The 21,503-nt window shown below is 72.5% G+C and carries 24 protein-coding genes (1 of these 24 only partly in view); 6 read left to right on the top strand and 18 right to left on the bottom strand.

Going from position 1 to position 21,503, the window contains the following annotated elements:
• The 8 genes from ACTEI_RS11265 to ACTEI_RS11225 all read right to left on the bottom strand — a co-directional run.
• Positions 1 to 1,084, bottom strand: the 5' portion of a protein-coding gene (locus ACTEI_RS11265; RefSeq protein WP_122977598.1) for an LLM class flavin-dependent oxidoreductase. The gene continues 251 nt to the left of window position 1, outside the view; 1,084 of the gene's 1,335 nt are visible here — the first part of the coding sequence; the start codon lies at positions 1,082 to 1,084; the stop codon falls past the left edge of the window.
• Positions 1,084 to 1,980 (bottom strand): TauD/TfdA dioxygenase family protein, encoded by an 897-nt coding sequence (locus ACTEI_RS11260; protein WP_122977597.1) that lies wholly within the window; start codon positions 1,978 to 1,980, stop codon positions 1,084 to 1,086. Before ACTEI_RS11260 ends, ACTEI_RS11265 begins: the two co-directional genes overlap by 1 nt.
• A 13-nt stretch (positions 1,981 to 1,993) precedes the next feature.
• Positions 1,994 to 2,791: an ABC transporter permease gene (locus ACTEI_RS11255; protein ID WP_122977596.1), complete on the bottom strand. Its 798-nt coding sequence runs from the start codon at positions 2,789 to 2,791 to the stop codon at positions 1,994 to 1,996.
• Positions 2,784 to 3,569 (bottom strand): ABC transporter ATP-binding protein, encoded by a 786-nt coding sequence (locus ACTEI_RS11250; RefSeq protein WP_122977595.1) that lies wholly within the window; start codon positions 3,567 to 3,569, stop codon positions 2,784 to 2,786. Before ACTEI_RS11250 ends, ACTEI_RS11255 begins: the two co-directional genes overlap by 8 nt.
• Positions 3,566 to 4,588: an ABC transporter substrate-binding protein gene (locus tag ACTEI_RS11245; protein ID WP_122977594.1), complete on the bottom strand. Its 1,023-nt coding sequence runs from the start codon at positions 4,586 to 4,588 to the stop codon at positions 3,566 to 3,568. Before ACTEI_RS11245 ends, ACTEI_RS11250 begins: the two co-directional genes overlap by 4 nt.
• A gap of 385 nt (positions 4,589 to 4,973) precedes the next feature.
• A complete protein-coding gene (locus tag ACTEI_RS11235) occupies positions 4,974 to 5,960 on the bottom strand; it encodes a sporulation protein (RefSeq protein WP_122977592.1) in 987 nt (328 codons plus the stop codon).
• A gap of 240 nt (positions 5,961 to 6,200) precedes the next feature.
• The gene (locus ACTEI_RS11230) at positions 6,201 to 7,187 is read right to left on the bottom strand and encodes a malate dehydrogenase (RefSeq protein WP_122977591.1); all 987 of its coding nucleotides are present in this window, start codon (positions 7,185 to 7,187) and stop codon (positions 6,201 to 6,203) included.
• Between the two features lie 105 nt (positions 7,188 to 7,292).
• Entirely contained in the window at positions 7,293 to 8,090 is a 798-nt protein-coding gene (locus tag ACTEI_RS11225) for an SAM-dependent methyltransferase (RefSeq protein ID WP_122977590.1), read from the bottom strand.
• A 107-nt stretch (positions 8,091 to 8,197) separates the two neighbouring features.
• Between ACTEI_RS11225 and ACTEI_RS11220 the strand changes: the two genes are divergently transcribed.
• The gene (locus ACTEI_RS11220) at positions 8,198 to 8,758 is read left to right on the top strand and encodes a hypothetical protein (RefSeq protein ID WP_239082760.1); all 561 of its coding nucleotides are present in this window, start codon (positions 8,198 to 8,200) and stop codon (positions 8,756 to 8,758) included.
• Between the two features lie 234 nt (positions 8,759 to 8,992).
• Here ACTEI_RS11220 and ACTEI_RS11215 read toward each other — a convergent pair whose 3' ends face one another.
• The 3 genes from ACTEI_RS11215 to ACTEI_RS11205 form a co-directional block, all read right to left on the bottom strand.
• On the bottom strand, positions 8,993 to 11,092 hold the full coding sequence (locus ACTEI_RS11215) for a glycoside hydrolase family 15 protein (RefSeq protein WP_122977589.1): 2,100 nt from the start codon (positions 11,090 to 11,092) through the stop codon (positions 8,993 to 8,995).
• A 70-nt stretch (positions 11,093 to 11,162) separates the two neighbouring features.
• Positions 11,163 to 11,420 (bottom strand): hypothetical protein, encoded by a 258-nt coding sequence (locus ACTEI_RS11210; RefSeq protein WP_122977588.1) that lies wholly within the window; start codon positions 11,418 to 11,420, stop codon positions 11,163 to 11,165.
• Between the two features lie 90 nt (positions 11,421 to 11,510).
• Positions 11,511 to 12,077 carry a hemerythrin domain-containing protein gene (locus ACTEI_RS11205; protein ID WP_122977587.1) on the bottom strand — a complete coding sequence of 189 codons (567 nt, stop codon included), beginning with the start codon at positions 12,075 to 12,077 and terminating at the stop codon, positions 11,511 to 11,513.
• A 166-nt stretch (positions 12,078 to 12,243) separates the two neighbouring features.
• Between ACTEI_RS11205 and ACTEI_RS11200 the strand changes: the two genes are divergently transcribed.
• A complete protein-coding gene (locus tag ACTEI_RS11200; RefSeq protein WP_392390165.1) occupies positions 12,244 to 12,534 on the top strand; it encodes a DUF3817 domain-containing protein in 291 nt (96 codons plus the stop codon).
• A 20-nt stretch (positions 12,535 to 12,554) separates the two neighbouring features.
• Here the strand turns inward: ACTEI_RS11200 and ACTEI_RS11195 are convergent, their stop codons facing one another.
• Positions 12,555 to 13,448 carry an IS5 family transposase gene (locus ACTEI_RS11195; RefSeq protein ID WP_122975831.1) on the bottom strand — a complete coding sequence of 298 codons (894 nt, stop codon included), beginning with the start codon at positions 13,446 to 13,448 and terminating at the stop codon, positions 12,555 to 12,557.
• 487 nt (positions 13,449 to 13,935) lie between these two features.
• On the opposite strand from ACTEI_RS11195, the gene ACTEI_RS11190 reads away from it, so the two are divergent.
• Together ACTEI_RS11190 and ACTEI_RS11185 are read left to right on the top strand one after the other, a co-directional pair.
• Entirely contained in the window at positions 13,936 to 14,340 is a 405-nt protein-coding gene (locus ACTEI_RS11190) for an EndoU domain-containing protein (protein ID WP_164465913.1), read from the top strand.
• Positions 14,337 to 14,735 (top strand): hypothetical protein, encoded by a 399-nt coding sequence (locus ACTEI_RS11185; RefSeq protein ID WP_122977584.1) that lies wholly within the window; start codon positions 14,337 to 14,339, stop codon positions 14,733 to 14,735. Before ACTEI_RS11190 ends, ACTEI_RS11185 begins: the two co-directional genes overlap by 4 nt.
• Positions 14,736 to 14,758: 23 nt before the next feature.
• On the opposite strand, the gene ACTEI_RS11180 is transcribed toward ACTEI_RS11185, so the two are convergent.
• From ACTEI_RS11180 to ACTEI_RS11165, 4 genes are read right to left on the bottom strand one after another with little or no spacing between them, the layout of a single operon-like run.
• Positions 14,759 to 15,253, bottom strand: a complete 495-nt coding sequence (locus ACTEI_RS11180; RefSeq protein WP_122977583.1) for a WXG100-like domain-containing protein — start codon at positions 15,251 to 15,253, stop codon at positions 14,759 to 14,761.
• Positions 15,250 to 15,582 (bottom strand): hypothetical protein, encoded by a 333-nt coding sequence (locus ACTEI_RS11175; protein ID WP_239082298.1) that lies wholly within the window; start codon positions 15,580 to 15,582, stop codon positions 15,250 to 15,252. Before ACTEI_RS11175 ends, ACTEI_RS11180 begins: the two co-directional genes overlap by 4 nt.
• Entirely contained in the window at positions 15,579 to 16,007 is a 429-nt protein-coding gene (locus tag ACTEI_RS11170) for a YbaB/EbfC family DNA-binding protein (protein WP_122977582.1), read from the bottom strand. The genes ACTEI_RS11175 and ACTEI_RS11170 overlap by 4 nt, the downstream gene beginning before the upstream one ends.
• Before the next feature lie 58 nt (positions 16,008 to 16,065).
• Positions 16,066 to 16,623: a DUF2087 domain-containing protein gene (locus tag ACTEI_RS11165; protein ID WP_122977581.1), complete on the bottom strand. Its 558-nt coding sequence runs from the start codon at positions 16,621 to 16,623 to the stop codon at positions 16,066 to 16,068.
• Between the two features lie 208 nt (positions 16,624 to 16,831).
• Here ACTEI_RS11165 and ACTEI_RS11160 point away from each other — a divergent pair, with 208 nt between their 5' ends.
• On the top strand, positions 16,832 to 17,890 hold the full coding sequence (locus tag ACTEI_RS11160; protein ID WP_122977580.1) for a lytic polysaccharide monooxygenase auxiliary activity family 9 protein: 1,059 nt from the start codon (positions 16,832 to 16,834) through the stop codon (positions 17,888 to 17,890).
• 241 nt (positions 17,891 to 18,131) lie between these two features.
• Positions 18,132 to 18,764, top strand: coding sequence for a DUF3159 domain-containing protein (locus tag ACTEI_RS11155; protein WP_122982075.1), 633 nt, complete (start codon positions 18,132 to 18,134; stop codon positions 18,762 to 18,764).
• A gap of 211 nt (positions 18,765 to 18,975) precedes the next feature.
• On the opposite strand, the gene pcaDC is transcribed toward ACTEI_RS11155, so the two are convergent.
• Together pcaDC and ACTEI_RS11145 are read right to left on the bottom strand one after the other, a co-directional pair.
• Positions 18,976 to 20,133 carry a bifunctional 3-oxoadipate enol-lactonase/4-carboxymuconolactone decarboxylase PcaDC gene (pcaDC, locus tag ACTEI_RS11150; protein WP_122977579.1) on the bottom strand — a complete coding sequence of 386 codons (1,158 nt, stop codon included), beginning with the start codon at positions 20,131 to 20,133 and terminating at the stop codon, positions 18,976 to 18,978.
• 164 nt (positions 20,134 to 20,297) lie between these two features.
• Entirely contained in the window at positions 20,298 to 21,503 is a 1,206-nt protein-coding gene (locus tag ACTEI_RS11145; RefSeq protein ID WP_122977578.1) for a lyase family protein, read from the bottom strand.

The raw sequence follows: 21,503 nt of genomic DNA, 5'->3' as shown, positions 1-21,503 counted from the left end.
GATGGCCGCGGCCGCCGCCGAGGCGGGCGATGATCTGGCGGACCGTGAGCTTCTCGCGGCGACCGAGATTGACCACCAGGGTACGGCGGCTCTTCTGGCCTTCGATCTCGTCCTCGTCCGGCAGGTGCTCGGGTAGCGGCGCGTCGAGCCGCAATTCCGATGGATCGATTCCGAGCAATGTGGCTAGTTGCGGCAGCGCGTAGTCCGGGCGGATCAGCCGGTTCAGCTCGGCCTCTTTCTCCCGGGCCTCCGCGGCCGAGGCGCCGATGATCGGGACGATGCCGGGCAGGATCTTGACGTGCTCCGGGTCGCGGCCGTGTTCCGCGGCGCGCCGCTTGAGATCGGTGTAGAACTCCTGGGCGTCGGCGAGGGTCTGGTGGGCGGTGAAGACGGCCTCGGCGTATCTCGCGGCGAAGTCGCGGCCGTTCGCCGAGGAGCCGGCCTGGACCAGCACCGGGCGCCCCTGCGCGGAGCGCGGGACGTTGAGCGCTCCGGCGACCCGGAAGAACCGCCCGGAGTGCGCCGGCGGGTAGATCTTGGCAGCGTCGCCCCAGACACCGTTCGCCTTGTCGGCGAGCACGGCGTCGTCGGCCCACGAGTCCCACAGCTTGAGCGAGACGTCGACGAACTCGGCGGCGCGCTCGTAGCGCTCCCGGTGGGCGGGCAGGTGGTCGAGGTTGAAGTTGCGGGCCGCGTCCAGGCCGGCGGTGGTGACGATGTTCCAGCCGGCCCGGCCGCCGCTGATGATGTCCAGCGAGGCGAACCGGCGGGCCAGGTTGTACGGCTCGTTGTAGGTGGTGGAGGCGGTGGCGATCAGGCCGATCCGCTCGGTGGCCCCGGCCAGCGCGGTGAGCAGGACGGTCGGTTCGAGCACGCCGGACGGGCGGCGGCCGACCTGGTCCCAGAGCACCGGGCCGTCGGCGAGGAACACCGAGTCGAGCTTGCCGCGCTCGGCGATCCGGGCGAGGTTCTTGAAGTGTTCGACGTCGACGTCGGCGTACGGGTCGCTCTCCGGCAGCCGCCAGGCGGCCTCGTGGTGCCCGACGCTCATCAGGAAGGCGTTCAGGTGCAGTGGCCGGGTCATCACTGCACCTGCGGGGTGTAGTGGGTGGCCTCGTCGCCCTCGAGGATGTAGCTCTTGGCGCCGTCCAGGCCGACCGGGACGTCGCCGGCCACGGTCACCCGGTGCAGCTTACGTGCCAGGTCGCCGTAGTCGTCGGCGGCGTAGTGCTGGGTGCTGCGGTTGTCCCAGACGACGAGGTCGCCGACCTGCCACCGGTGCCGCAGGGTGTTCTCCGGCCGGGTGACGTAGTGCTGCAGCAGCCGCAGGACGTCCCGGGACTCGGTCTTGGACAGGCCGATGATGCCGGTGACGAAGTTGCCGATGAACAGGTTCGGCAGCCCGGAGTCGGGGTTGACCCGCACGACCGGGTGCGCGGTGCGGTACCGGGTCGAGACGAAGACCCGGTGGTACTCCTCGACCTCCGTCGAGCGGAATTGCGGGTGCTCGGCGTAGTCGTACTCGTTGGAGTGCTCCGCCCACGCCCGGTCGGCCAGCAGCCGCAGGTGTTCGGGCAGGTCGGTGTAGGCGGCGGCGGTGTTGGCGAACAGGGTGTCGCCGCCGTACGGCGGGACGACCAGGCTGCGCAGCGTGGTGGCCTTGGGCGGGGCGACCACGAAGGTCACGTCGGTGTGCCAGGCGTTGGCCCGGGCGCCCGGCCCGCCGGCCACCTCCAGCACGTTGGCCTGCCCGTCGACGGACGGGACGGTCGGATGTGCGAGGGTGAGCGGGCCGAAGATCGAGGCGAAGCGCTGGTGCTGTTCGTCGTCGAGGTGCTGGCCGCGGAAGACCAGCACCTTGTGCTCGACCAGCGCGTCGTGGATCTCCTTGGCGGTGGTGTCGTCGATCGAGAGCTTTAGGTCGACGCCGGAGACCTCGGCGCCGATGCGGCCACCGATGCGGGTGATGTCGATGGTCATGGCGGGAACCCTTCTAGTTGGTGCGCCAGGTGGAGAAGCGGCGCTCGGTGAGGATCAGGAGCTGGTTCACGATCAGGCCGATGCCGGAGATGGTGATGATTCCGGCGTACATGTCGGGGACCGCGAAGTTGTACTGGGCGTAGTTGATGAGGTAGCCGAGCCCGGCCTTGGCGCCGACCATCTCGGCGGCGATCAGGATGAGGATCGAGTACGCCCCGGCCAGCCGGATGCCGGTGAAGACGGTCGGCACCGCGGCGGGCAGGACGACTTTCTGGAACAGGCGCAGCGGGCCGAGGCCGAGCGAGCGCGCCGACTTGATCAGCAGCGGGTCGACGGTGCGTACGCCGCTGACCGTGTTGAGCAGGATGGGCCAGGCGCAGGCGTACAGGATGATCGCGATCTTGGAGGTCTCGCCGAGGCCGAGGATCAGCACGAAGACCGGCAGGATGGCCAGCGCGGCGGTGTTGCGGAAGACCTCCAGCAGCGGGGTGAGCAGGTTCGCCACCGGTCGGTACCAGCCGATCAGCAGGCCGAGCGGGATGGCGGCGACGATCGCCAGCGCGAAGCCGGACAGCGAGCGGGTGAGGCTGGCCCGGGTGTGGTCCAGCAGTTCCCCGGAGCGCGCCAGGTCCCACCAGGCGGCCAGGACCTCGGACAGCGGTGGCAGGAAGGTGGAGTCCACCACGCCGAGGCGGGGGAGGATCTCCCAGATCGCGGCGAGCAGCAGGATCCCGGCCGACCTGGTGAGCGTCGATCGCAGGAACGGGACCAGGCGGATCGCCGGCGCGGCCGGCAGCGGGACGCTAACCACGGGAGGCCTCCAGTTCCTCGGTACGGGCCTTGCTGACCTCGTCGCGCAGCAGCGTCCAGATCTCGTGCCGGTAGCGTGCGAACTCCGGGTCGGAGCGCAGGTCCTCGGTGGCCGACCGGGCGTCGAGGGGCACGTCCACGACCTGTTTGATGCGCCCGGGCCGGGAGGTCATCACGGCGACGCGCTGTCCGAGGTAGACCGCCTCGTCGATGCCGTGGGTGATGAACACGACGGTCTTGCCGGTCTTCTCCCAGATCTTGAGCAGCTCGTCCTGCAGGCCGTCGCGGGTCTGCGCGTCGAGGGCGGCGAACGGCTCGTCCATCAGCAGCACGTCCGGGTCGAAGGCGAGGCTGCGGGCGATGGCGACGCGCTGTTTCATGCCGCCGGAGAGCTCGTGCGGGTAGCGGTCGTGGAATCCGGTCAGGCCGACCAGGTCCAGGTGTTCGCGGGCCCGTCCGGCACGCTCCCGGCGGGGCACGTGTTTGGCTTCGAGACCGAACTCGACGTTGCCCTGGGCGGTGCGCCAGGGCAGCAGGGCGTACTGCTGGAAGACGATGCCGCGGTCGAGTCCGGGGCCGGTGACCGGCTCGCCGTCGACCAGGATCCGGCCGCTGGTCGGCTCGGTGAGGCCGCCGAGCAGGTCGAGCAGGGTGGATTTGCCGCAGCCGCTGGGGCCGACGATGACCAGGAACTCGCCGGCCCGTACCGTCAGGTCGACGTTGTCGAGGGCGGTGACGCCGCGGAACCTCTTGCCGACGCCCTGCAGGACGATCTTCATGCGGCACCGCCGGCGGCGGTGTTGTACCGGTTGGTGAAGATGTCGGTGGCTTCGACGTTCTTGCCCTTGAGCTCGCCGGTGCCGGTCAGCCACTCGATCCAGGTGGCGAACTCCTTCTCCTCGATCACGCCGGCCCTGCCGTTGACGCCGTAGCTCTTCCAGTACTTCAGCTGGCTGTCGTCCTCGTTGCGGGCGCGTTCGGCGAGGATCTGCCGGAATCGGGCGATCACCTGCTCGCGGGGCGTGCTGCGGGACCACTCGATGGCTTTGCCGACGCCGGAGACGAAGGTCTTGACGGTGTCCGGGTTCTTCTTCAGGAAGTCCTCGCGGAACACGTAGCTGCCCGCGGTGAACGGCCCGAGCAGCTCGAAGTCGGTGTAGAGCGGGTGGATGCCGCCCCGGTCGAGGGCCTTGTCGCGCAGCGTGCCGCCGAGCTGGGCGACGTCGATCTGCCTCTGGCGCAGCGACTGCTCGGTGTTGACCGGCGGCACCACGACCAGCTCGACCTGCTGGATCTCGGCGTCGCTGAGGCCGGCCCTGGACAGGTAGGTCTTGGTGATCGCCTCGGCGTGCGCGCCGAGCGTGTTGACGCCGATCTTCTTGCCGATCAGGTCCTTCGGCGACGTGATCGGGCTGCCGTCGAGGACGTAGAAGCCGATGTAGCTGTCCTTGTCCACGCCGTAGTAGCCGATCACCGCCTTGATCGGCGCCCGGTTGGCGGCGAGCTTGACGATCGCGCCGTTGAACGCGCCGCCGAAGTCGATGTCGCCGGTGGTGGCGGCCTGGATGTCCTGCGGGCCGCTGATCGTGTTGCCGATCCACTTGAGTTTCACGTCGCCGAGGTAGCCGAGGTCCTCGGCCAGCTCGGCCGGTGTCACGGTGCCCACGCTGCCCTGATATCGCAGCTCGGTGGCCTGTCTGCCGGCCGCCGCGGCGTCACCGTCGCCGCATGCGGAGAGTCCGGAGGCGCTCAGGACCGCGGCGCCGAGCAGGGCGAGGGTGGAGCGGCGGGTGGTCATGCAGAAACTCCTTCGAGGTTCATCGGAAGGCCGCCGGAGCGAGGCGTTTTTTCCCGTACGGGCACAGCGGAGCGACCGAGCGTCGATGCGCGGCTCGGCTGTGCCAGAGGTGGTCGGACGGCGGGCGGTGGCGCCGCGCCGTCACCCGCTCAACAGGCGCAGGTGCACACCTGGAGGTGGTCGACGAAGCGGCGCCGGGTGAGGCGCTTGCTCCGGTTCATGCCTAGGAACGTAAACGGCTCCCGACGCCGCGTCAGCATCTTTGTGACCCAGACCACATACATTTCCCATAGGGTGAGTGGGATATAGATCGGGTGGTCCGGCGCCCCGGGAAACGAAAAGGGCGGGAGCGCCACTGCGCTCCCGCCCGGTCAAGCCCGACCCGTCAGTCGTCCCCGCCGAAGTCCTCGAAGGCCTCCTCGACGGCCTCGCCGACGAAGTAGCCGGCCGCCAGGCCGCCCACCGCGCCGAGCGCCGCCCCGCCGAGACCGCTGCCGTGCCCGTGCCCGTGCCGGTAGTGGCCGTGGTGGCCGTACCCACCGCCGTGGCCGTAGCCGGGCGGCGGGTAGCCCGGCGCGCCGTACGCCGGACGGGACGTGTGCCGCTCGACCGCCTGGCGGACCCAGCCGTCGACCACCGACCGCCAGTCGGTGGTGTCCGCGTCGCTGTGCGCGACCGTGTACCGGCCGTAGGTGTCCTGGCCGCTGTGCAGCAGCCCGCCGCGCTTGTCGAACTCCAGCACCACCTCGACCTGGTGCGGGCTGGTCACGAAGGTCAGCTCGACCTCGTTGACGGCGTGCGCGTACTGCGGGGCCGGCCAGTACTCGATCTCCTGGTAGAACGGCAGGGTCTGGTGAACGCCGAAGATCTGGCCGTACTCCAGGTCGGCGGACTTGAAGCGGAACCCGAGCTGGCCGAACGCGTCCAGGATGCGCTGGTGGATCGGCAGCGGATGGACGTAGACCGGGTCGAGGTCGCCCTTGTCCAGCGCCCGAGCGATGGCCAGCTCGGTGCGCACGCCCATCACCATGCCGCGCAGCTGCTGACCGTAGGCCGTGGTGACCGGCGTCTCCCACGGCATGTCGATGCGGAACGGGAGGGACAGCTGCTGGCCCGCCTGCAGGCGCATCGGGCCGCTCACGGTGACCCGGTGGAAGTCGCCGGTGGCCGAGTAGTCACCGCCGCCGCCCTCCACCTCCATCCGGGTGACCAGGGCGAGCGTGATGTGCTCGATGTCCGCGTCCTGCGTGCCGCCGACCAGGTTGACCTGGCCGGTCAGCGGCGCGCCCGGATAGGTGCTCGGGTTGGCCAGCACGGTGTCGACGCTCGGGCCACCGACCCCCATGGCGCCCAGCAACTTCTTGAAGACCACGATGCTCTCCTGTGCTTCGTCAGCCCGTTTATCGGGAAACTAACAGGGCCGCCTGGGCGAACCCTGAAAACCCGTCTCCAGGCGATCTTGCCAGGCAGCGTACGACCATCGTGCAAGGTCAGCGCGCGGATCGTGGCGCACCGGCTCGCCGATGTCACCGGCGCCCGGCGGCGGGGTCACCCGGACGAGACCGTGGCGCCGGGCGGCCCGCCGTCCGGGCCGCCCGCCGTCGAGGTGGCCTCAGATCAGGCCGAGGCCCTGCACCGCGGCGCGCTCCTCCTGCAGCTCGGCCACCGAGGCGTCGATGCGGGAGCGGGAGAACTCGCTGATCTCCAGACCCTGGACGATCTCCCACCGGCCGTCCCGGGAGACGACCGGGAACGAGGAGATCAGGCCGGCCGGCACGCCGTACGACCCGTCGGAGACGATGGCGGCCGAGGTCCAGTCGCCCTCGGCGGTGCCGTTGACCCAGGTGTGCACGTGGTCGATCGCGGCCGAGGCGGCCGACGCGGCCGAGGACGCGCCCCGGACCTCGATGATCTCGGCGCCGCGCTTGGCGACCCGCGGGATGAACTCGTCGGCGAGCCAGGCCTGGTCGACCAGGTCCTTGACCGGGCGGCCGGCGGCCTCGGCGTGGAAGACGTCCGGGTACTGGGTGGCGGAGTGGTTGCCCCAGATGGTGACCTTGCGCAGCTCGGAGACCGGAACCTGCAGCTTCTTGGCGAGCTGGGCGAGAGCGCGGTTGTGGTCCAGCCGGGTCATCGCGGTGAAGCGGTCGGCCGGCACGTCGGGCGCGTGGCTCTGCGCGATCAGGGCGTTGGTGTTGGCCGGGTTGCCGACCACCAGGACCCGCACGTCCGAGGCGGCGCCCGCGTTGATCGCGGCGCCCTGCGGCTTGAAGATGCCGCCGTTGGCCTCGAGCAGGTCGCCCCGCTCCATGCCCTTGGTCCGCGGCCGGGCGCCGACCAGCAGCGCCACGTTGACGCCGTCGAAGGCGGCCTTCGGGTCGTCGAACACGTCGACCCCGGCCAGCAGCGGGAACGCGCAGTCGTCGAGCTCCAGCGCGGTGCCCTCGGCGGCCCGGACCGCGGCGGGGATCTCCAGCAGGCGCAGGCGTACCGGCACGTCCGCGCCGAGCAGCTGGCCGGAGGCGATGCGGAACAGCAGCGCGTAGCCGATCTGGCCGGCTGCGCCCGTCACGGTGACGGTGACCGGTGTCTTAGTCATGAGTTGTCTCCCGAGGTTGAGGCATTTCGGCACCCGAAAGGGACTCTATCCCTCGCGTTACGGGACGATCACGCGGATGCCCGCCGATGTGAACTCTCCCGTCACCTATCCGAGCAGCCCGACCCCTCCCCAGGTGGAGACCTCGGACGGCGCTGGGCGGTCCGCGCGGTCCGGGCGCCAGTCGCAGACCGCGACGATGCCCGGATCGACCAGCCGCAGTCCGTCGAAGAACCGGGCGAACACCTCCCGGGTGCGCGGCCACAGCTCGGCGCGGCCGCCGGCCTGGCTGGCCTGGACCCGGGCGGCGACCTCCGGCGGCACGAAATCGGTCGTCCCGTTCGTGGCGACCAGGTAGCTGCCCGGGGCGACCGCGTCGAGCAGGGTCCGGATCACCGCCCGGGCCTGCGCGTCGTCCTCGATGAAGTGCAGCACGTTGATCAGCAGGATGGCGACCGGGCGGGACAGGTCGACGGTCGCGTTCAGTTCGGCCGAGCGCAGGATCCGCTGCGGCTCACGCAGATCGGCGTCGACGTACGTGGTGGCGCCGCCGATCATCAGCGCCCGGGCGTGCGCCAGCACCATCGGGTCGTTGTCGACGTAGACCACCCGGGCGTCCGGGGCCATCTGCTGGGCCACCTCGTGCGTGTTGCCCGGCGCGGGCAGGCCGGTGCCGATGTCCAGGAACTGGCGGATCCCGGCCGCCCCGGCCAGGTGCCGGACCACCCGGTTGTGAAAGGCGCGACCCTCCCGGGCCGCCGTCCAGACCGCCGGGTACGCCTTGGCGATCAGGTCCCCGGAGTCGCGGTCCACCTGGTAGTGGTCCTTGCCGCCCAGCCAGTAGTTCCACCGGCGGGCCGGGGAGACGGTCTGCGCGTCCACCTGCTCACTCGTCACGGAACCCATCCTACCTGGATCATGCCTCGTCTATATCCACAATGGACGGAGGGGCCTTTCCGCCGGCGGGCGCGCGGGCATATCCTGCTTCGGCGGACTCTCGAAGAAGGAGCAGCGTGGCCATCCTGGCGCCGCCGTGTCGGCCCTTCTCGCCCGGCTTCCCGCCGATCGACGCGGCGCGCGGGGACGGCGGCGCGACCATCGCCGTCACGATGCGGTACGCGCCGCTCGCCTTCCCGCTCGGCCGCTTCACCCCGGTGCTGCAGATCGACGGGCGCGCCGTGCCCGCGAGCTGGGGCCGGGTCACCACCCCGGTGGCGCTCGGCGAGCACCACGTGCACGTACACGTGCCGTACTCCCCGGCCCGGTTCGGCGCCGCCGAGGCCACCGTCGTCGCCCTCCCGGACCACACCGCCGAGCTGGAGTACCGGGCTCCCCTGCTGGCGTTCCTGCGCGGCGCGCTGGGCCCGCCGCCGCAGCGGTACCCGGGCCTGGCGCTGACCGTGATCCTGCTGATCATCGCGGTGGCGCTGACGCTCTGCGGCTGCCTGGGGGTCCTGACCGCGACCGGCCGCGACGGCCCACCGCCGGCCGGGACGGGCCGGTCACCCGAGGTGGCCACCGCCGCCGCCCGGCCGTTCCAGCCGGGGACCGGCGGGGCCGCGCACCCCGGGTAGCGGTCGCGCCGGTCCCCGGCCGGTCAGCCGAGGGCCGGTGAGCCGCTCACCGCGGGTAGCGGTCAGCGACGACCCGACGCACCCGGCCCAGGGTCGGCGAGCCGCTCACCGCAGACAGCGGTCAACAACGACCCGACGCACCCGGCGCACCCGGCCGCAGCGTCGGCGAGCCGCCCACCGCAGACAGCGGTCAACAACGACCCGACGGACCCGGCCGCAGCGTCGGCGAGCCGCTCACCGCAGGTAGCGGTCGGCGACGGCGCGCGGCTGTTCCAGCAGGCGGCCGGCGGCCAGGTCGGCGGCCAGCCGCAGGTACTGGGCGTGTGTCCAGGCCAGCGGCATCGCCGAGGTGCTCGGGGTGCCCAGCGGCCGGTTCGGCGGGTACTGGTCCCAGACCTGCTCGGGCAGCATCCGGCCGCCCGTGGCGGTGCCCGCCAGCAGCGCGAGCTGCCGGCCGGCGGCGGCCCGGTCGCCGGCCGCGATCAGGTACTCGCCGCGCTCGCCGTTGAGCAGCGGCCAGGCCCGGCCGCGGGTGATCCGCGAGTCGGCCGGGAGCGGGTAGTCCCACGGGCTGCCGTCGGCCTTCTCACCGTAACCGTCGAACGAGGCGCGGTGCCCGTACGGCCCGGCGGCCAGTTGAGCGTCCACCACGCGCAGCGAGTTGCGCACGACCGGATCGCCGGCCGCGAGCACGCCGAGACGGACCAGCTCCAGGAAGCCGGGATCGACCACCCGGCGCTGGTCGACGCCGGACGGGCCGCTGTCGCCGATGTCGTACCTGCTGCCCCGGTCCGGCTGCCCGTCCTTGGTCAGCCGCAGGAAGTACGGCTCGGCGGAGTACGGTCCGGTGCCGGTCACCGTCCACGCCTTGACCCGCGCCCGCCAGGAGTCCGCGGTACGCAGGTAGCGCCCGGCCGCGTCCACGTCGCCGTTGGCCCGGGCGATCGACGCCGCGCAGACCAGGCCGGCGATCTGCGCGGCGATCGTGGCCGGGGAGTACCCGGACTGGTTCTCCCACCGGTCCTGCGGGCTCCACGGCGCCCGGTTGCCGTCCTGCTCGAAGCCGACCAGGAAGTCCGCGGCCCGCCGCACGTGCCGCCAGGTCGCCACGTCGGTACGGTCCAGTTGGTAGGCCAGCACGATGGGCAGCCCCACCTGGTCCAACTGCAGGCCGGTCCAGACCGGGGTGCCGTCCGGCCGGGCGTTCTGCGGGAACGAGCCGTCCGAGCGCTGCTGCACGGTGAACAGGTGGTCCAGGGCCCGCTGGGCGCCGGCCCGGTCACCGGCGGCCAGCAGCCCGGTCGCGATCTGGTAGAGGTCGCGGGACCAGACCAGGTGGTACGGCCCGGACGGGTCGTCCCGGCCGAACGCCCACGGGGAGCCGGGCGCGGCCACGTAGGCGCCGCGGTGCGTCTTGTCCTCGCTGGCCGCCAGCACCATCGCGGACACCTGCCAGAGCGTGCGGTCGGCGACCGCGGGCGGGCGCCGGAGCCCGGCGAGGTGGCGGTGCCAGCCCGCGGCGTACTCCCGGGCCAGCGCGCCGAACCCGCGGCGCAGCCCGGCCCGCGCGCCGGACAGCGCCGCCCGGGTGCTCGGGCCGAACCCGAGCGCCAGCGTGGTGTGCCGGCCGCGCAGCTCACCGGTCTGCACCAGGTTGCCGGCCGCGGCCCGGCGGTGGCGCCGGTCCATCCGGCCGTCGGCGAGCAGGTCGGTCCAGCCGTCACTGACCCCGGCGAAGCCGCTGGACGTGGCACGGAAGCCGGGCGAGGCCACGAACGCGCTGGCCACGCCGCCGTCGGAGGCCAGCAGCGCGTCGCCGTCGGTGCGCCCGGCGTCGCCACCGCGGCTGTTGGCCAGCGCCGGGTCGTAGACCGCGTAGAGCCGGTGACCCGGGCCGGCGGTGAAGCGCACGTCGACCAGGACGGTGGCCCGGTGCGGGTCGGTGACGTACCGCAGGGCCAGCCGCCACCGGCCCGCCGGATCGGTCAGCCGCTGCTCGAAGCTGAGACTGCGCCGGTCGATGAGCGAGGTGACCGCGCCCACAGCGCGCGCCGCGCGCCCGTCCGGGCCCGCCACGACGAAATCCAGGGCCCGCACGCTCGGGGTGCCCAGGTCGGGGTAGAAGATCTCGCCCAGGCCGCCGGTGCGCTGCACGGTGGCCCAGACCCTGCTGGCGGTGCCGGTCGCGGTGATCAGCCCGCCCTTGTCGGCGGGTAGGAACTGCTGGTCGAGGCCGGGCGCGCCGGGTGCTTCTCCGTCGCCGGTGGCCGCGGCCACCGGGGTGAGGCCGAGGAGGGCGGCCGCCAGGACGCGGCCGATTTTCCGGTACGTCATGAGCCCGGCATACCCAGATGAACGTCGATGAAAAGTCCGGGTGGAGCCGGCAACCCGCCGGACCGCTGTCTCAGGTGAGGCCGATCCGCCGCCGGCCGCCGAACAGATCGTTGTCGGCCGGGCGGTCCCCGCCGTCACAGGAGTCCTCCGGCTCGACCTCGAGCAGGTCGAGCAGGTCCGGTCCGGAATGGCCGGTGTCCACCGTGCCGCCGATCAGCCCGAGCAGGGCGGCGCAGTTGCGGCCGTAGCCCTGCACCATCCGGTCCACCCGGGTCGGGTGGCCGCAGCGGCGGCAGGGTCGCATCCGCTCCCTCGGGAGATCGCCCACCCGGCCATTATCGTCGGCGCCTGGCCCGGTGTCCGCCCGATGCGCATCGCGGCCGCCCGGCTCGCGCCGCCGGGCGGCCGCCGGGCGCCGTCATCCCTCGCCGACAGCCTCGGCCAGCTGCTCCTTGGTCATCTTGGAGCGGCCGGGGATGTCCTGCTCCTTGGCCTTCTCGTAGAGCTCCCGCCGGGTCTCGCCGCCCGCCGGGCCGGCGCCGTGCACGCTCTGCGGCGGCACGCCGGTGGTCACCTCGACGAAGCGCCGGCCCATCTCCTCGCGCTCGGCGTCGCTGAGCCGGTCGGCCAGGATCGGCAGCAGCTCCTCCTCTTCCTCCTGCACGTGATGGCGCAGCTCACCGGTGATCGCCGCGATCGTGCCGCGGAAGCCGGGATCGTCGGGGCTGCCGTCGAGCAGGTTCTTCAACATGTCCTCGATCTGGTGGTGCTCCTCGACGCCGTCGCGCACCTCGTCGCCGGTCTCCGCCGCCTTCTCCCGGATGGTCGGGTAGACGAAGTCCTCCTCGGCCTCGGAGTGCGGCAGCAGCATCCGGGCCACCTCCGCGAGCAGCGCGGCCTGGTCCGCGCTGTCCTCCGCGGCCTGGGTCAGCAGCTCCTCGACCTGACGGTGCTGCTCCTTGATGATCTCCACGATGTCCGGCACGGAACCCCCCTTTGTCACGTCGTCATCGCTGATGTCGCCGGAATACCCCGCTTTGTCGGAGTCACCCGTCGGCCTGCCAGGAAACGCTCAACCGGGGGCCGGTAGCGTGCGGGCCCGATCCTGATCGAGGAAGGGGTGGCGGGTGCAAGCGTTCCGGGTGTTCCGCGTGACCGCGGTAGCCGAGGCGTTCTCGTGGGCCGGCCTGCTGGTCGGCATGTACCTCAAGCACGTTTCGCACACCACCGAGGCCGGGGTGTGGCTGTTCGGCCGGATCCACGGGGCGCTGTTCGTGGCGTACCTCGCGGCGACCCTCTGGGCCGCCCGGACCGAACGCTGGTCGCTCTGGCGCACCGGCTTCGCCCTGCTCGCCTCGATCCCGCCGCTCACCACCCTGATCTTCGAGCGCTGGGTGTCCCGGCGCCGCCCCGCCGCCGAGCCGGCGCCCGCCACCGCCTAGGCCGCGTTTCGTAAAGGTCATCAGAGCCATTGGTTGATGACGGCGATGGTGACGGTGGCTTCGAAGCGGACGGCAAGCTTGTCGTACCGGGTGGCCATCGCCCGGTTCTGTTTGAGCTGGTTGATGCCGCATTCCACGGCGTGACGCTGCCGGTACACGACCGGGTCGAACGCCGGAGGACGCCCGCCCTTGGAGCCTTTGGCCTTGCGGTAGGCGTCCTGGTCGGCCTTGCTCGGGATGCACACCCTGATCCTGCGGCGGCGGGCGTACCCGCGATTGCCCCGGCTGGTGTACGCCTTGTCCGCCAGGACCAGATCCGGCCGGGTACGGGGCCGGCCACCACCGACCCGATAGACCTTGATGCGTTCCAGGACCTTGATGAACTGCGGACTGTCACCCCGCTGACCAGCGGTGATCACCGTCGACAGCGTCTTACGACCCTGCTCACAGGCCAGATGGGTCTTGGTGGTGAACCCGCCCCGGGACCTGCCCAGAGCATGATCGCCGGGTTCGGCGAACACCCCACCCGGCGGTTCCTTCTGCAGGTCACCATCACGACGGGCACCCGCGGCATGCTGATGGGCACGGCTGATCGTGGAATCGACGCTCACCGCCCACTCGATGTCACCGGCGGCGTCGGCCCGGGTCTGGAGCCGGGCCAGGATCTTCGCCCACGTCCCGTCGCGCTGCCAGCGCCGGAACCAGCGATACAACGTCTGCCAGGGTGCGTACACCTCGGGCACGTCCCGCCACGGTGTTCCCGCCCGGACCCGCCACCGGATCCCATCGATGATCTGCCGTTTCGTCCATCGCGGCGGACGGCCTCGCCGTGGCTCCGCAGGCAGCGCAGGTTCCAGCACCGCCCACTGAACGTCGGTGAGATCGTGTCGCCTCGCTGCCGCTACCCTGGGCACGAGGTCTCCGGTGGTTCAGGTTTGCTTGGTCGCTAACCCGTTTACCGGAGACCTCACTTCGTATCGACAACCGCCACGCCGGGACACGTCACACCTCGCCCGCACTTACGAAACGCGGCCTAGCCGCACCTTCCGCGGGCACGGCGGCGGCGCATCCGCCGGGCCCGCGTCCGCGGCCGATCCCGCCACCGGCCGGTTCGGCGGCACATGTCATCGTCGATCGAGGAGGCCGGATGTCCGCACGTCCCGTCCCGGCCGCCCGGCCCGCGGCATCGCACCGCAGCGTCCCCGCCGACCCGGCGGCAACCGGCGCGAAGAACCCGGCGGACGGTCCCGGCCGCACACGGTGTCATGACGCCGGTGCCGTCGACACGGATGGCGTGCGATGAGTACGAGAAGCCGCGGAGCCCGGCGATACATCCGGCAGGCTCTGGAATATCTCCGGGACGCGAAGCGGAAAGAAGCCCGCGGCGCTCGCGGCACGCGGATGCCGGCCGAACGGTTGCGCCACACGCTGATGGGTGAGCGGGACGGGAGGGCGTCCGGTTTCCACCATCGACCGAACGGTGTCGACCCGGCGGGCGCCAAGCTGATCAGGGTCACCAAGCGGGACGAGCGTACCGGCGTGTACGAGGGCCAGGTCGCCATCGCGAACCGCAGGAACGGCGAGTGGCACCTGAAGCAGAAGAGCACCTTCTTCCCGGACGACTGGACGCCGGAACAGGTCGACAACGCCGTGGACCGCGCCTTCCGCGAGGGCGCGGTGAAGGATCCGCGAACGGGTCGATGGCAAAGCACCTTCCGGGGCATCGTCCTGGAGGGGTTCTATGATCCGGACACCGATACGCTGCGGCACGGCTATCCGGTGCTGGGACCACGGAGGACGGCATGACCGGAATTTCGTTCCACCTCAACGAGCGTGGGGTCGTCGACTATCGGGCGGACGACCGGTTCACCGTGCTCGGGCTCTGGCTGACCGGGGACGTCCAGGCGAGCCTGCAGGGGTGTCTCGATGTGCTGGCCGACCTCGACGACGTCGCTGCCGGCCGCAAGTCGCAGGAGGAATGGCGAGGCAACGCCTTCCACGTCACCATTTCCGCGGAAAGCCTCGCACTGCGCAATGACTACCGCGCAGTGTTGCGAGCCGACTACCCGATCGCCGAGGTACGCCCCGTGATTGACGACTACTGGGGGTTCATCGCCGAGGGCGAGGACAGGGAGGCCGCTCTCGCCGAATGGGAGCAGTGGAACGACCGCCTCCATCCGCGGCACGGAGACCTCCTCTGACGGCTGGCGCTCCGAGCCGGTCCTCAGGCATCCGCCAGGTCGAGGATCGCCTCGTGGATCAGGTTGCCGACGAGCTCGCGGGTGATCTGCTGGAAGATCGGGATCTCCAGCAACGACGCGCCGAACGTCGGCCCGGCCGCGGCGATCGCCTGGGCGATCTGGATCGCCAGGATCGTCAGTTGCACGATCACCGCGACCTTGAGAGCGAGCACGACGGCCCCGCAGATGATCAGCCCGGTACCGGTGAGCACCGCGGCGGTCGCGCCGTCGGTCAGCACCGGCGCCGGGCTGTCCGCGCTGCCCCACCACTGCTGGAACGCGGCGATGTCCTGCCCGGCATTCTGCGCCCACACCGCACCCGCGGCCGCGTCGGCGTCCGCGACGATGTCGCCGATGGTCGCGGAGAACCTGATCCAGGCCTGACCCATCTCGAAGAGCCGGTCCTCGGCGGCCGCAGGCCAGGTGTATCCCAGCATGTCCAGCAGCGAGGCCAGCTCTCCCGGCAGTTGCAGGCTCACCGGCCGAGCTCCGCCCGCAGGGTTTGCAGGCGCTGCTCGATCGCCTCCTCGGCCGCGGAATACGCCAGCGCCATGCCGGACAGGTCGGCGCCGGCGGCGGCGATCTCGCCGAGCGCGCTCTGATAGCACTCGTAGGCGAACGACGACACCTCCTCGTGCGCGGCGCCGATCAGCGAGCCGATGTCGTCGCTGCCCCAGGGTTGGCCGAAGCCCGCGATCTCCGCCTGGAACGCGGTGAGCGCGGACGCGAATCGGTGCGCCACCGCCCCCAGCCGCCGCCCGGACGCCTGGAGGCTCTCCGGGGCGATGTGCAGGCCGCCCGAGCTCACCGGCCGCCCCGCTCGGCGATGCGCTGCTGGGCGTCGGCCAGCGCCTCGGTGAACGCGCTGAACTGCCTGGACGCGCTGTCCTGGATTTCCCGGAGCTGTCCGGACAGCGCCTCGAACGACGGCCGGCCGGCGCCCGCCGCACGGGCCTGCAGATCGGCGAGCGCCGCGTTGACCGCGGTCATCGTCTCCTCGGCGAGCGTGGCCGAGTCCATCCGCATCACCGTCGGCCGGAAGACCAGCGACGTCACCCGGCCCGGCATGGCCGCGGTCGCGACGATCGCCCCGTCGAGCGCCGCACCGGCGCCCTCGATCGGCACATGCTCCGCGGGTGGGGTGTCCGCGGCCGGGGCCTGGAGCGAGCCCAGCGCGGCGGTGACGTCGGCGAGCATCCGGGTGATTCCGGACGGGTCGGGTGAGACGGTCATGCGGAGATCCTGTCAGAGCCGGCCCGGTCCGGTGGACCAGCACCCGGCTCGCGAGTGGTCAGGCCGCGAAGATGCGGCCGGCGCCGTACGACGTGCCGGCCCGGTCGCGTTCCAGCCAGCCGGTGTCGACCAGCATCCGGCGGACCGCGGCCACGTCGTCGGTCAGCACCGCGATGCGCTGGTTGACCTCGTCCTCGGTGAGCACCCCCTCGACCGCCAGGAAGCGGGCGAGCAGCTCGGCGAGCTGCTGGTGACGCTCGCTGAGCGTGGGCGGCAGACCGGTCAGGCGGCCGTGCGCGAAGAAGCTTCTCAACTGCGGGTACTCGCCGAGCAGCGGGGTGATCGGCTGGGTGGCGACGAGGGCCTGGGCGGCCTCGCGCAGCGCTTCGGGCTTCGCCCGGAAGACCCCGTCACCGGTGCCGGTGGCCAGGCCGAGCGCGGCGAGGCGGCCGCACGCGTCGCCCGCCTCCGGCTTGGCGACGTCGAGGTGGAACGCCATCTCGGCGATGGTCGAACCCTGCTTGCCCCGGCGGACCAGCTCGGCGAAAGCACGCAGGCGGGCGGGGTTGGACAGCTGGGTGAGGAGCTCGGCGGCGCGGGCGGCTTCGGCGGACATCCCCACAACCTAGGAACTCGGGGCTGCCCGGGCATCCGATTTTCGGCGACCGTACGCATTGACTTTGCTCGATCATCGCGGCAGGCTGGGCGCCACAGCACCGCCGTTGGAGTCACGCGGCCCACGGAAGCCCGGGCAGCTTCCGCCGTCCCCGAACCCGGCCGTCGCCACGCGCGCGGCCGTCGAGCTGGAGGAGTGCTGACTTCGCATGCCCAACCCCGTACGCCGAAGGTTTCTGATCTGTGCCCTGGCGGCCGCCCTGGCCGCCGCCCTCGCCGTCCTCGTCGCGCCGAGCTCCCCCGCCTCGGCGCACGGCAACGTGCTGAGCCCGGGCTCGCGCAACTACGGTTGCTTCGAGCGCTGGGGCGACAGGTTCCAGGCGCCGGAGATGGCGACCCAGGATCCCCTGTGCCACCAGGCCTGGCAGGCCGACCCGCAGGCGATGTGGAACTGGAACGGCCTGTTCCGTGAGGGGGTCGCCGGCAACCATCAGGCCGCCATCCCGGACGGGCAGCTGTGCAGCGCCGGCAAGACCCAGAACGGCCGGTACGCCGCGATGGACACGGTCGGCGACTGGAAGTCCACCACCATCGCGAACTCGTTCACGCTGCAGCTGTTCGACGGCGCCCGGCACGGCGCCGACTACATCCGGGTGTACGTGACCAGGCCGTCCTACAACCCGGTCACGCAGCCGCTGAAGTGGTCGGACCTGGAGCTGGTCAGCCAGGTCGGCAACACCCCGGCGGCACAGTGGACCCGGCAGCTGAGCAACGGGGTGCAGATGGACATCCCGGTGAGCGTGCCGGGACGCTCCGGCCGGGCCATGGTGTACACCATCTGGCAGGCCAGCCACCTGGACCAGTCGTACTACTTCTGCAGTGACGTGAACTTCGGCGGCGTCACGCCGCCGACCTCCTCCCCCACGTCCACGCCGTCGTCGACCCCGCCGTCCTCGACCTCCCCGGCGCCCGCCGGGGCGTGCCGCGCGGCGGTGTCGGTGTCGTCGCAGTGGTCGGGCGCCTACCAGGCCACCGTCACGGTCACCGCGGGCAGCGCGGCGGTACGGGGCTGGGCGGTGACGCTCACCTACGGGACGGGGCAGACCGTCCAGCAGTCGTGGGGCGCCACCGTGGCGGCCGGCGGCAACCGGATCGAGGCGTCGAACGCGGCGTACAACGGGGCGCTGTCGGCCGGAGCGTCCACCAGCTTCGGCTTCATCGCCTCCGGCACGCCCAGCACCCCGTCGGTGACCTGCGCGGCGGTCTGACGGCTCACCGGTCTGACGGCTCGCCGGACTCACGGCTCACCGGACTGACGGCTCGCCGAGATACGTAACACTTGCTACAGTCGATGTAATGGGAGCGTTCCCATCATGTCGTGACTCCACATGCTGCCGCCTGGGGAACGAGGCCGCCCCACCCCGTTTCCCGTCACAATCCGACAGGCCGGAACGCCCCACCCGCCCGTACCGGGTTAGGCTCACCTAACTCTTCAACGGGCGGGTGGGGATGGCGCAGCCGGAATCGCTGTCGGAATTGCTCAACGGCCGGCGCGCGGCCGTCGACGCGTCCTGGCCGGCGGCCGGCTACCTGGCCGGCTGGCTGCTCCTGCACTCCATCTGGGCCGGCGCGGCCGGCGCGGTGCTCTGCGCGCTCGGCGTGGTCGCCTGGCGGCTGCGGCGCGGCGACAAGCCCCGCGCGGTGCTGCTCGGCCTGCTCGGCGTGTGCGTGGCCGCGCTGATCGCGCTGCGCACCGGCCGGGCGGAGGACTTCTTCCTGCTCCAGCTGCTCAGCAACGGCGCCAGCGTACTCGCCTGGGCGATCAGCATCGTGATCCGCTGGCCGCTGCTCGGCCTGGTGGTCGGCGCGGTCCTCGGCCAGCGGACCCGCTGGCGCCGCGACCCGCAACTGCTGCGGGCGTACTCGCGGGCCAGCTGGGTGTGGGTCCTGCAGTACGTCCTGCGGGTGGCGGTCTTCCTCCCGCTCTACGCCGCCGGCCAGGCCGGCGCGCTGGCCGCCGCGCGGATCGCGCTGAGCTGGCCGCTGGTCGCCGCCTGCCTCGCGGTCAGCTGGTGGGTCGTCCAGCGCACGCTGCCGGCCGGGCACCCGGGCCTGCGTCACCCGGTCGAGCAGCCGGTCTGAGGGCGCGGGCGGTCACCGCCACGCGCTGATCAGCTCGTCCGGCCCGTAGTGCCGGTCAACCCGGTCGCCCGCACGCCGCTGCGGCTGATCGCCGGCAACGGCGCCGGGTCGCCGGACCGCCGCGTCCGGCGCCCACGCCGCACGAACGCTGTCGCGGCACTATCCCCACCGATGGTCTCCGCCGCGCTGGCAACCGTCGCGCGCCGTGCGGTCAGGGCATGTCGGCGACGCCCGGGACGGACTCCGCGGCCAGGTCGTCCAGCACGCGCTGGGCGACACGGAACGCCGTGTTGGCGGCCGGCACCCCGCAGTAGATCGCGGTCTGCAGCAGCACCTCCTTGATCTCGTCGGCCGACAGCCCGGTGGCGCGGGCGGCCCGCACGTGCATGGCGAGCTCCTCGTGGTGCCCGAGCGCGACCAGGGCGGTCAGCGTGACCAGTGAGCGGCTGCGCCGGTCCAGGCCGGGGCGGGTCCAGATCTCGCCCCAGGCGTACCGGGTGATCAGGTCCTGGAAGTCGCGGGTGAACGGCGTGGTCCCGGCGGTCGCCCGGTCCACGTGCGCCGCGCCGAGCACCTCCCGGCGGACCGCCGTCCCGGCCGCCCGGGACTCGTCGAAATGCTGGTCCAGAAGGAACGCGACGACCTCCGGCGACTCGGCCGGAGCAAGGTGCGCGACGTCGTCGAGGATGACGAGCCGGCCGTTCAGCACGGTGTCCGCGATCAGCCGCAGGCCGTCCGGCGGGGTGGGCCGGTCCTGCGCGCCGGCCACCGCGAGCACCGGCGCGGCGATCTCCGGGAGCCGGTCGCGTACGTCGAAGGCGGCGAGCGCCTCGCAGGCCCGCGCGTAGCTCTCGTCGTCGGTCGCGCGCAGCGCGCCGAGCAGCTCCGCGACCACCTCGGGCCGGGCGTCGCGGAACTCCGGTGTGAACCAGCGCTCCGCGGAACCGGCCACCACCGCCCCGGTGCCCTCGGCTCGCACCAGCGCGGCCCGCTGCGCCCAGAGGCCCGCCTCGCCGATCTTCGCGCCGGTGCAGAGCAGGGCCGCGGCGGTGACCCGTTCCGGCGCGTCGAGCAGCAGCTGCAGGCCGATCGCGCCGCCGATCGAGTCACCGGCGTAGCCGAAACGTTCCCCGGGCCGCAGCCGGTCGGCCAGCGCCAGGACCTCCCCGGCCAGGGCGGCGACGGTGTACGGCGCGGGCGCCGCAGCGCTGCGCCCGTGCCCGGGCAGGTCGAAACCGACCACGTGGTAGCGGCCGTGGAGCCGTGCCGCGCAGCGCCCCCACAGGGTCTCGGCGGAGGTGCCGACGGACGCGCCGAGCAGCAGCAGCGGACGGTCGGGGGCGTCGGTGAAGACGGTGGCGGTCAGCACGGTGGTCCTTCCGGCCGCTGCGCGGCCATCGCTCTTTCCGGTACGAGCGGGCGCGGTGGTAGCGCCGCGCCGGCGATGCGGGTCCGCCGACGGTACGCACCGGCCGCTCGCCGCGCTGCGGGCCGCTCCCGCGGCACGGACGGTCGCGCCCGGCGGGACGCGGGTCACCCCGGTTTCGCGGCGCGGGTCAGCACCGCGTCGATGATCTCATCGCTCGCGCCGAGGTAGGGCTGCTCCGGCGGGGCTTGCGGGGTGATCGACCGCTGCTCGGCGTCGATGCCCGGGCGCGCCCGGTGCAGCGTGGCCAGCATCCTCCCGGTGTCCACCCGGAGCCCGGCGAGCAGGTCCGCGGTCTGCGCGCCGGCCACCACGGTGCGCCGGGCCAGGGTGCGCAGGGTGGCCCACTCGACGTGCCAGCCGCCGTCCGGGCGTTCGTCGACCGCGGCGGCCGCACCGGCGTGCAGCAGGGCGGCGAGCGGCGGGCCGGCCAGCGCGGCCCGCTTGATCAGTACGGCGTGCACCGGATTCCGCTTGTTCGGCATCGCCGACGAGCCGCCCCGGCCCGCGGCGGCGCCCTCGATCAGCTCGTGCACCTCCGGGCGGGAGCCGACCAGCACGTCGTTGGCGATCCGACCCCAGGCGTCGGTGCAGGTCACGAACGCGTCGGCGACCCGGGTCAGCGGGGCGCGGCTGGTGTGCCACGGCTCGCGGACCGGCAGGCCCAGGTCCTGCGCCGCGGCGTCGACCAGCTCGCGGGCCCGAGCCGGGTCGCCGGTGAGGGCGGTCGGCGCGGCCAGGCTGCCGGCCGCGCCACCGATCTGGATGGGCATGCCGGCGGCCGTGGCCAGCTGGTCCCGGGCGTCCAGCACGCCGGTCAGCCAGCCGGCCGCCTTGAGGCCGAAGGTGATCGGGATGGCGTGCTGGGTGAGCGTCCGGCCGGCCATCCGGGTCTCTCGGTGCGCGTCGGCGAGCCGGCTGAGCGCGCCGATCTGGGAGCCCAGGTCGGCTCGGATGCGCGCCACCGCGTCGCGCAGGCACAGCACGATCGCGGTGTCGATGACGTCCTGGCTGGTCAGTCCCTTGTGCAGCCAGCCGGCGGCGGCCGGGTCCCGTTCGCGCAGCCGGGCGCGCAGCAATCGCAGCAGCGGGATCAGCGGGTTGCCGCCGGATTCCGCGCCGACCGCCAGGGCGGGCAGGTCCTCCGGGGTGACCAGGGTGGCCAGGTCGCCGGGGACGGCGATGTCGGCCAGGCCCCGGCCGGCCAGCGCGGCCAGCCAGGCGTGCTCGACGCGGACCATGGCCGCCACCACGGCCGCGTCGGTGAACAGGTCGCCGGCTCGGTGGTCGCCGGGCCACAGCAGGTCGCTCAC

The organism is Actinoplanes teichomyceticus ATCC 31121, from assembly GCF_003711105.1.
In the GTDB taxonomy this organism is placed as follows: domain Bacteria; phylum Actinomycetota; class Actinomycetes; order Mycobacteriales; family Micromonosporaceae; genus Actinoplanes; species Actinoplanes teichomyceticus.
The sequence above is the reverse complement of the archived record's forward strand: the minus strand, read 5'-3'. Positions and strand labels throughout refer to the sequence as shown.